This is a genomic window from Bifidobacterium subtile (assembly GCF_000741775.1).
Taxonomy (GTDB): domain Bacteria; phylum Actinomycetota; class Actinomycetes; order Actinomycetales; family Bifidobacteriaceae; genus Bifidobacterium; species Bifidobacterium subtile.
Genome location: NZ_JGZR01000015.1, coordinates 1 through 6,748, shown reverse-complemented (window position 1 = coordinate 6,748; position 6,748 = coordinate 1). Strand labels below are relative to the sequence as shown.

The following is a 6,748-nucleotide window of genomic DNA, read 5'->3' as shown; positions in this document are numbered from 1 at the left end:
GGCGGGCCCCGTCCCCTGTACGAGTCGGTGGCGCGGCGGGTCGGCGCCGAGCGGACGCGTCGGGGCGATGGACGCGGCCGACGCCAGGAGCGCGGAGCGCGCGCTGCGGCGGCGGGCCCCGGAGCTGATGGCCGGCTACATGGCCCCCGAGAGCGGGTCGACGAATCCGCCGTCCGCATCCCGGCCGAGATCGCCGGAATCGTCCTCCATGTCCTCGCCGGGCAAGGGCATGGAGATGGGCGGCATGTGATCGGCTTCGATGGGGCGGCCGTCGCTGGACGCCTCCAGGCTCGCCCCCCAAGGGTACATGCCGGCCGGCTCGATGCCGTGCTCGGCCGAGAATGCGCGGCGCCGCCTCGTCGCGGCGCTCAGCGTTCCCGGCTCGTCGTGCCCGATGCCGCATTCGTGCTCGCCGTCGCCCACGCCCTGCGACTTGCAGTATTCGCGGATCATGGACAGCGCGCGGTCCTCGTCCTGCCAGAAGCGCGTCTGCTCGGCCGAGGGGAGGGGATGGTGCGGGCCGTTCCTGGTCATGAACGGCAGGTAGCAGGCCGCGTACTGGCAGCGCAGCGCGTCGAGCAGGGCGAACAGGTAGGGGTGCAGGATCCAGCATTCCGGCAGCGCGCGGTCCATGCGGTGGTCGATCTGGCACAGCATCTCCGCGAAGTCGGCGTCCGCGCCGGCCGTGGCCGGCTGCCTGGCGCGCGCGTGGAAGGCGTAGGGAGCCATGCCCAGCTGCTCGCCGATATCATGGTCGGCGGCCGGCAGATCCCAGAACGCTCCCGCGTATCCGCTCATGGCTTGACGCTGATGTCGGGCAGGGGGCCGTCGTTCGAGACCTGGTCCTGGGGCATCTGGCCGGACTGGTCGGGCGTCATGTCGCCGATGCACTGGTTCAGCTCGCTGTCGGCGGTCTTGATGCGGTTGGCCATGTAGAAGAAGTCCTGGCGGGCCATGGGCTTGCCCAATGACCCTTCGGTCTCGTGCGAGGCCCATACCCGGCAGGAGTAGGGCCACTGCGGGTGGTTCCTGATGAACTCGCGGGCGGCGCGCTCCGACACGTTCTTGGCGATGACCTGCTCGTTGAGCAGCTTGTTGGCCCAGTTCCACGCCTCGGCCTGCCACGTCTGCCAGGCGGCGTCGAGCTGGTCGCACTCCCGGCTCACGCCCTGCTGGTCGGACGCGGGCCGGGCGATGATCCGCTTGGCGAGGTCGGTCAGATCGTTCTCGGCGTCCGCGTAGTCGCCGTGCGGGTCGATCCGCTCGACCGGGGCCAGGTAGTCGCGCAGCAGCGGCTTGCCGTCGATCGGCAGGGTTGTGTCCAGCTCGTCGCTCATCTTCTGCATAAGGTCCCTGGCCTTGATGGCCGACGCGTTGCGCCAGTCGCCCCCGTCCAGCGCCGGGTTGTGGCTCGCCGGCGCCTGCGCCGTCGCGCCGGAGGACGCTCTCGCCGGCGAGGGCGAGGGCGCCGGCTGGCCGCCGTACAGGCCGGGGATGATGCCGGAGGCGAGCAGCAGGCCGAGCAGCAGCAGCGCCGCCAGCGTGTACAGCAGTCCCGCGAGGCCGGATGGCGGTCCTGCAGCGCGCGCAGCCGGCCCCTGATTCCTGAGTTCTTCCCGTTGTTCATGGCTCTCACCTTACCGTCATCTGCGGGGCGTCGCTCCATGCCTGCGCCGTCCCGTCCGCCTCGTCCGCCTCGCCCTGCCAGCCGCGCTGCCACCAGGGGATCAGCTTCACGGCCGCGGCGGGCGTGGCCGCACTCATCAGGAGCGCGCACCACTGCGGTATCTCGCGCAGCGCCTGCTCGTCCAGCGTCGCCACGCGCTGCGTCTGCTCGTTCGTGCCCAGCCCGTCGCGCAGCCGGCCGCCGAGCCAGAAGCCGCCCCGGTAGGAATGGTTGACGCTCTTGACCTCGCGCTTGCCGACCAGGGCGCTGATGTCGCGCAGCGTCTGGCTGTCGGACAGGCCGCCGAGCACGACCTTCTGCCCCGACTCCCACATCTGCGCCTCCGCCTTCCTGTAGACGTCCTGGGCCTGCGGGCGGGACTGGAACACGGCGCACGCGAAGATCCCGTCGCCCGAGCCGGCCGTGAACACCTGCGGCAGGGCGGGCCAGGGGCTGATGTTGGCGCACTCGTCCAGGATCAGGCTCACGGACGGCTCGAGCTTGCCGTGCTCGGCCTCGGCGGCCATTTCGCGCGCGGTGTCGCGCACGTCATCCAAAAACATGCAGTTGAACACGGCCGTGCTCGCGTCGGCCTGCCCGTTCACGCTGCGCAGCTCGGCGAGCAGGTACACCGTCTGTCTGCTCCTCAGGAAGGCGCGCATGTCGAAGCGGCGGGCCAGCGGGTCCGGCCTGAACCAGGCGCGCACCTGCGGCAGGCTTAGGGCGCTGAACGCGCTGGACATCGTCAGCAGCTTGTTCGACGCGGTGCGCCGGTCGTCCTCGGACAGGCGGGCCAATGGCAATGCCCAGGCGCGCGCCTCGGGGCATTCCTGCTCGTGGCGCTCCAGGATCGCGCGCGCACGGCTGATGCCCTGCGTGTCCTGGGACCACAGGAACACGTCGTCCAGCCCCTTGCCGTCCAGCGCGGCGGCCAGCAGGAGCGCCTGGGTGATGTCCACGCCGATGCGCGCCCAGGTCGCGTCCTCGCCGCTGAAGTTCGCGCTGCTCACCAGCGCGCTGGCCAGAGTGCGCGCCTTCCTGGTGTCCCGGCAGGCAGGCACCGGGTCCCAGCGGATGCGCGCGTCCGAATACCTGCGGACGGAGCCCACGATGCCCATGGGGTCGAACACGTAGGCCCGCTCGCCGTCCGAATGCGGGCTCGAGCCGTCGAAGTCGCGCCGGGATGGCGTCGCGTAGCCGCCCGTGCGCAGGTCGAACGTCGCGTCCAGGATGTCCTTCCTCGAGCTGGTGGCCACCACGGCGCCGGGAGCCTCCACGATCAGGGGGATGACCAGGGCGTTGGTCTTGCCGCCCCTCGCGGGGCTGAGCACGTACGCGGGCCGCTCCATCGAGAGCCATACGTGCGCGCGATGGCAGTCTCCCAGGAGCACGCCGGCCAGGCTCGGGCTGATCGGCCTGCGCCTGGCGTCGCCCGAGTCGAGCATGGCGCGCGTGCCGGGCATCGCATGGTCGGCCGCATGGCTCAGCGCCCGGTCGGAGAGCTGCTGCATGCCCTCGCGCCGGGTCAGCAGATGCTCGTCGGTCAGGAACCGGTCGGCCGCCTGCTGCGGGCTGCCCGAATACCAGGACCACACGAGCGCGCCGGCCGCGCCCAGCGCGGCCAGCAGCGCGACGCCGAGGACGAGGATCCACGACTGCCGGAAGAGCGCGGCCAGCAGGACGCACAGGAGGAACGGGGCCAGCACGAGCAGCGCCATCGCGCGCCGCCCCCTCTCCCGGGACGCCAGAGCGCGCACCAGGGGCGTGTGCTCGCGCAGGAAGTCGCCCGCGCGGGTGCGCTGGAAGCCCTCCCACCAGTCGGTGAACCCGCGCGCCTCGTCGATGTCCGTGTGGTGCCTGTCGTATCCGCCGTTCATATTCCCTCTCCCTATCCTTGCCTGTTCTTGTCGGTCTGGAACACGTCGTAGGCCTCCGGGCCCACGTAGGGCCTGACCACGTCGCGCACCCTGGGCCCCACGCGCCATAGCGCGCAGAAGTCGGGCAGCGCCCGGATCGTGTTGATCTCGCGCAATGTCAGGTCGGGCAGCAGCCTGGTCATCTGCTCCAATGACGAGGAGGACTGCGCGTAGACGACCTGCGCCTCCGACTTGGTCAGTATCCCCATCATCGTGTTGCGGTGCTCGCTGCCCTCCTCGCCGAAGCTGCTCAGGTCGCCCAGCTCGTGCATCAGGAACCAGTTGCTCACCCCGAGCTCGCCCGACAGCCTGATCCTGCGGTCCCAGGCGCGCACCAGCTCCGGGTTGGACAGCAGCTCGTGGCCCTCCTCGGCGATCACGATGCGGAACAGGCCGTCGCGCTGCGCGCACAGCCGCTCCACGGTGGCGCTCATGGCCGCCATGTACAGGGTCTTCTTCTGCTCGTTGCCGTCCGAGGCGCTGCCGGTGTCGAACACGAGCATGGGGCTGGCCGGGTCGACGTCCACGGTCGACTCGCGTTCGAACGCGCCGGCCATCGCGCCCTCGACCAGCGGGTTGAGCAGGAGGATGAGCCGGTCGGCCGCCGAGCGCCGGTCGGTCTGGCCCACGCCCTTCACGGGCGTCTGCTCGGGCCACTGGGATACGAGCAGGTCCACCAGGCCGGCGATGGTCGGCGTCCGGCCCTGGTCCAGGTAGTGGTTCAGGGCCGCGTCCACGATCCCGCTCTCCTGCTCGTCGATGCCGGCGATGCCGTCCTGGCGCATCGCGGCGGCGATGCTGCGGATCGCCTGCGTCTGGATGCCGAGCACGTCGCCGCGCCAGTCCCGCTCCGAGCGGGCGACGGGCCGTCGGCCCGGGTCCAGGACGTTGAGATAGGAGCCGGCGCCCACGGAGACGACCTGGCCGCCGACCGAGCGGGCGACGCGCGCCCACTCGCCCTTCGGGTCGCCCTCGATGATCACGCGCCTGTTCCACGGGGCTGCGGTCTCCCTGGTGGCGAACATCTTCAAAAACATGCTCTTGCCCGAGCCCATCAGGCCGATGACCCAGCCGTTGACCGAGGTGGCCGCGTGCGTCTGGTAGGGCTGCCACGCGTCGTAGCGCCATACGGCGCCGCTCAGCGAGCTCTCGCCGATCACCGGCCCGTCGAACGGCGTGTATCCGGACACGACGAACGGGTCGAGCACGCCCGCCTGCTGCACCGACGCGCTGTGCCAGGGGATGGCCGGCGCGTAGTGCGCCAGTCCCAGCCGCCGGCCCGCGCCATGCGTGCGGGGCAGCGCGTCCCCGGCCGCGTCCGGCTCGGCCGCCTTCTCGCTCTTCCCAGCCAGGCTCCGGTACCAGTCGCGCAGCCGCCTTCTCGCCTCGCGCTCGGCCCGCCGGCGCTGGAAGCGGGGCGTGGCGGCGGCCATGCCCTGGCTGGCCGGCACGCCGTCCGCGTCGACCTTCGCGAGCTGGCGCAGTGTCAGCTGCGGCAGGACCGGCGCGAAGCCCAGCACGCCCGACGCGCCCTGCTCCTCGCGCTCCCTCATGACTCCCTGCCTTCCAGGCCCAGCGGCCACACGCCGTTGAACCGGGCGAGCTGCTGGTCGCGCATCGCGTCCATGTGGATCCATTTGGAGGTCCTGCCGTCGAATCGCGAGCAGGCGGCGTCGAGCCGCTCGCGGCTGTCGGCGAATATGGTCACGAACCCCTGGAACTCGATGTCGCCGCCGTCGTTGGCGATGTCGGCCAGATGCTCGTCCAGGCGGGCCGCCTCGGCCACGGTCCGCTTGTCGTCCGAACGGCCCAGCCTCCGGTTGATGCCGCTCATCGTCTCAGTCTCGTGCAGCTGGCCGGTGACCTGCTTCTTCGCCGTGTGCTCGTCGCGCGCGCGGAACACCTGCGTGAGGACCATGGGCGTCATCGTGGCCGAGGTGACGTTGGACAGCCAGCTGGGGAACACCGGGTTCTTCCCGTCGGGCCACCGGTCGATCCACCGGGTGCGGGCGAACAGGGGGCCGACCTCCATCCAGGTCGCGTGCGCGTGCCAGAACAGGGCCAGCGGGATGTCGTCGGGCAGCCGGCCCTTCGCGTCGAGCAGGGTCGTGGCCGTGGGGTCGATCAGCGTCTTCATCAGCCCGCGCAATTGCTGCATGTTCAGCCACTTCCATGCGGCCGCCTCGTCCACGCCCGTGCCGGACAGGCTGCCCATGAGCTCCTCGACCCTGGCGGACAGGAGCCGGCTCACGTCGGCCGGCGTGCTGCGCGCCGCGCTCTCGCCCTGCGCCTTCGAGGGGTCCACGGTGATCGTGACCACGTGGTCGTGCTCGAAGGGCATGGACAGCACGCTCTCCTCGACGTAGCGGATGTCCCTGTCGGCCAGCGAGCCGGAATCGGCCGGGCCGTCCCCGCTGGGCCGGACCGGCGCATGCAGGGCGCGCGACTGGATCACGACCCGGGTCACGTCGCCCTTGTCCTTGAGCGTGGCCACGGCCGCGCTGAACTGGGCGGAGAGGGACGAGAGGCGGGAGAACGAGGCGAGCTGCGCGTCCAGGCCTCGCACCCGGACGCACGCGGTCGCCTCGCCCTTGGCCGCGTCCCACACGTAGCACGCGCCCTCGTACGCGGTGTTCACGATCCGGTACAGGTCCACGCTCCCGTCGTTGCCGGGGATGTCCAGCAGGCCGACCGTCGCGCCCACGGTCAGAGGGCTGACCGTGGACCTCGCCCGGCCCGTCGCGCTCAGCAGCGCGAAGCCCAGCCTGGTGCCGATGATCTGCCATATGCTCAGCCCGCGGATCACGAGCAGGTCCGCCGCCATGACCAGGCACAGGGCCAGCGTAAACGGGCTGAGCGGCGAACGCCCGGCGAGCAGGTTGAGGCTGAACAGGGCGATCAGCGCGAACGCTATCGCGACCTGGTGCGTGGACCAGAACGCCAGCGCCTTCTGGCGCGGCACCCTGGCGAACGATGTGGAATAGAGGTTGTCCGATGAGGTCTCCGTTGCCAAGATCCCTCTCCTTTCTCACGCGTGGGCGTGGGTGTGCGTGCTGCCGCTACTGGTCGACGTGCGCGTTCGCGCCGCGCGCGCCGCCCGATTCGACATGCACCGTGACATGCGGCGTGCCGCCGCTCTCCTGCCCCTCGCGTCCGGGGCCCGAGG

5 protein-coding genes are annotated in these 6,748 nt (G+C 71.1%); all 5 read right to left on the bottom strand.

Going from position 1 to position 6,748, the window contains the following annotated elements; translation table 11 throughout:
• Positions 1-135: 135 nt before the first annotated feature.
• The 5 genes from BISU_RS11735 to BISU_RS09760 all read right to left on the bottom strand — a co-directional run bounded on the left by BISU_RS11735 (position 136) and on the right by BISU_RS09760 (position 6,595).
• The gene (locus BISU_RS11735) at positions 136-798 is read right to left on the bottom strand and encodes a hypothetical protein (RefSeq protein ID WP_051922015.1); all 663 of its coding nucleotides are present in this window, start codon (positions 796-798) and stop codon (positions 136-138) included.
• Positions 795-1,346 (bottom strand): hypothetical protein, encoded by a 552-nt coding sequence (locus BISU_RS09780; RefSeq protein WP_034533085.1) that lies wholly within the window; start codon positions 1,344-1,346, stop codon positions 795-797. The genes BISU_RS11735 and BISU_RS09780 overlap by 4 nt, the downstream gene beginning before the upstream one ends.
• 286 nt (positions 1,347-1,632) lie before the next feature.
• Complete coding sequence (locus BISU_RS12230) at positions 1,633-3,543, bottom strand: type IV secretory system conjugative DNA transfer family protein (protein WP_024463942.1); 1,911 nt, start codon at positions 3,541-3,543, stop codon at positions 1,633-1,635.
• A gap of 11 nt (positions 3,544-3,554) precedes the next feature.
• The gene (locus BISU_RS12635) at positions 3,555-5,135 is read right to left on the bottom strand and encodes a hypothetical protein (RefSeq protein ID WP_024463943.1); all 1,581 of its coding nucleotides are present in this window, start codon (positions 5,133-5,135) and stop codon (positions 3,555-3,557) included.
• A complete protein-coding gene (locus BISU_RS09760) occupies positions 5,132-6,595 on the bottom strand; it encodes an SCO6880 family protein (protein WP_024463944.1) in 1,464 nt (487 codons plus the stop codon). Before BISU_RS09760 ends, BISU_RS12635 begins: the two co-directional genes overlap by 4 nt.
• Positions 6,596-6,748: the final 153 nt, after the last annotated feature.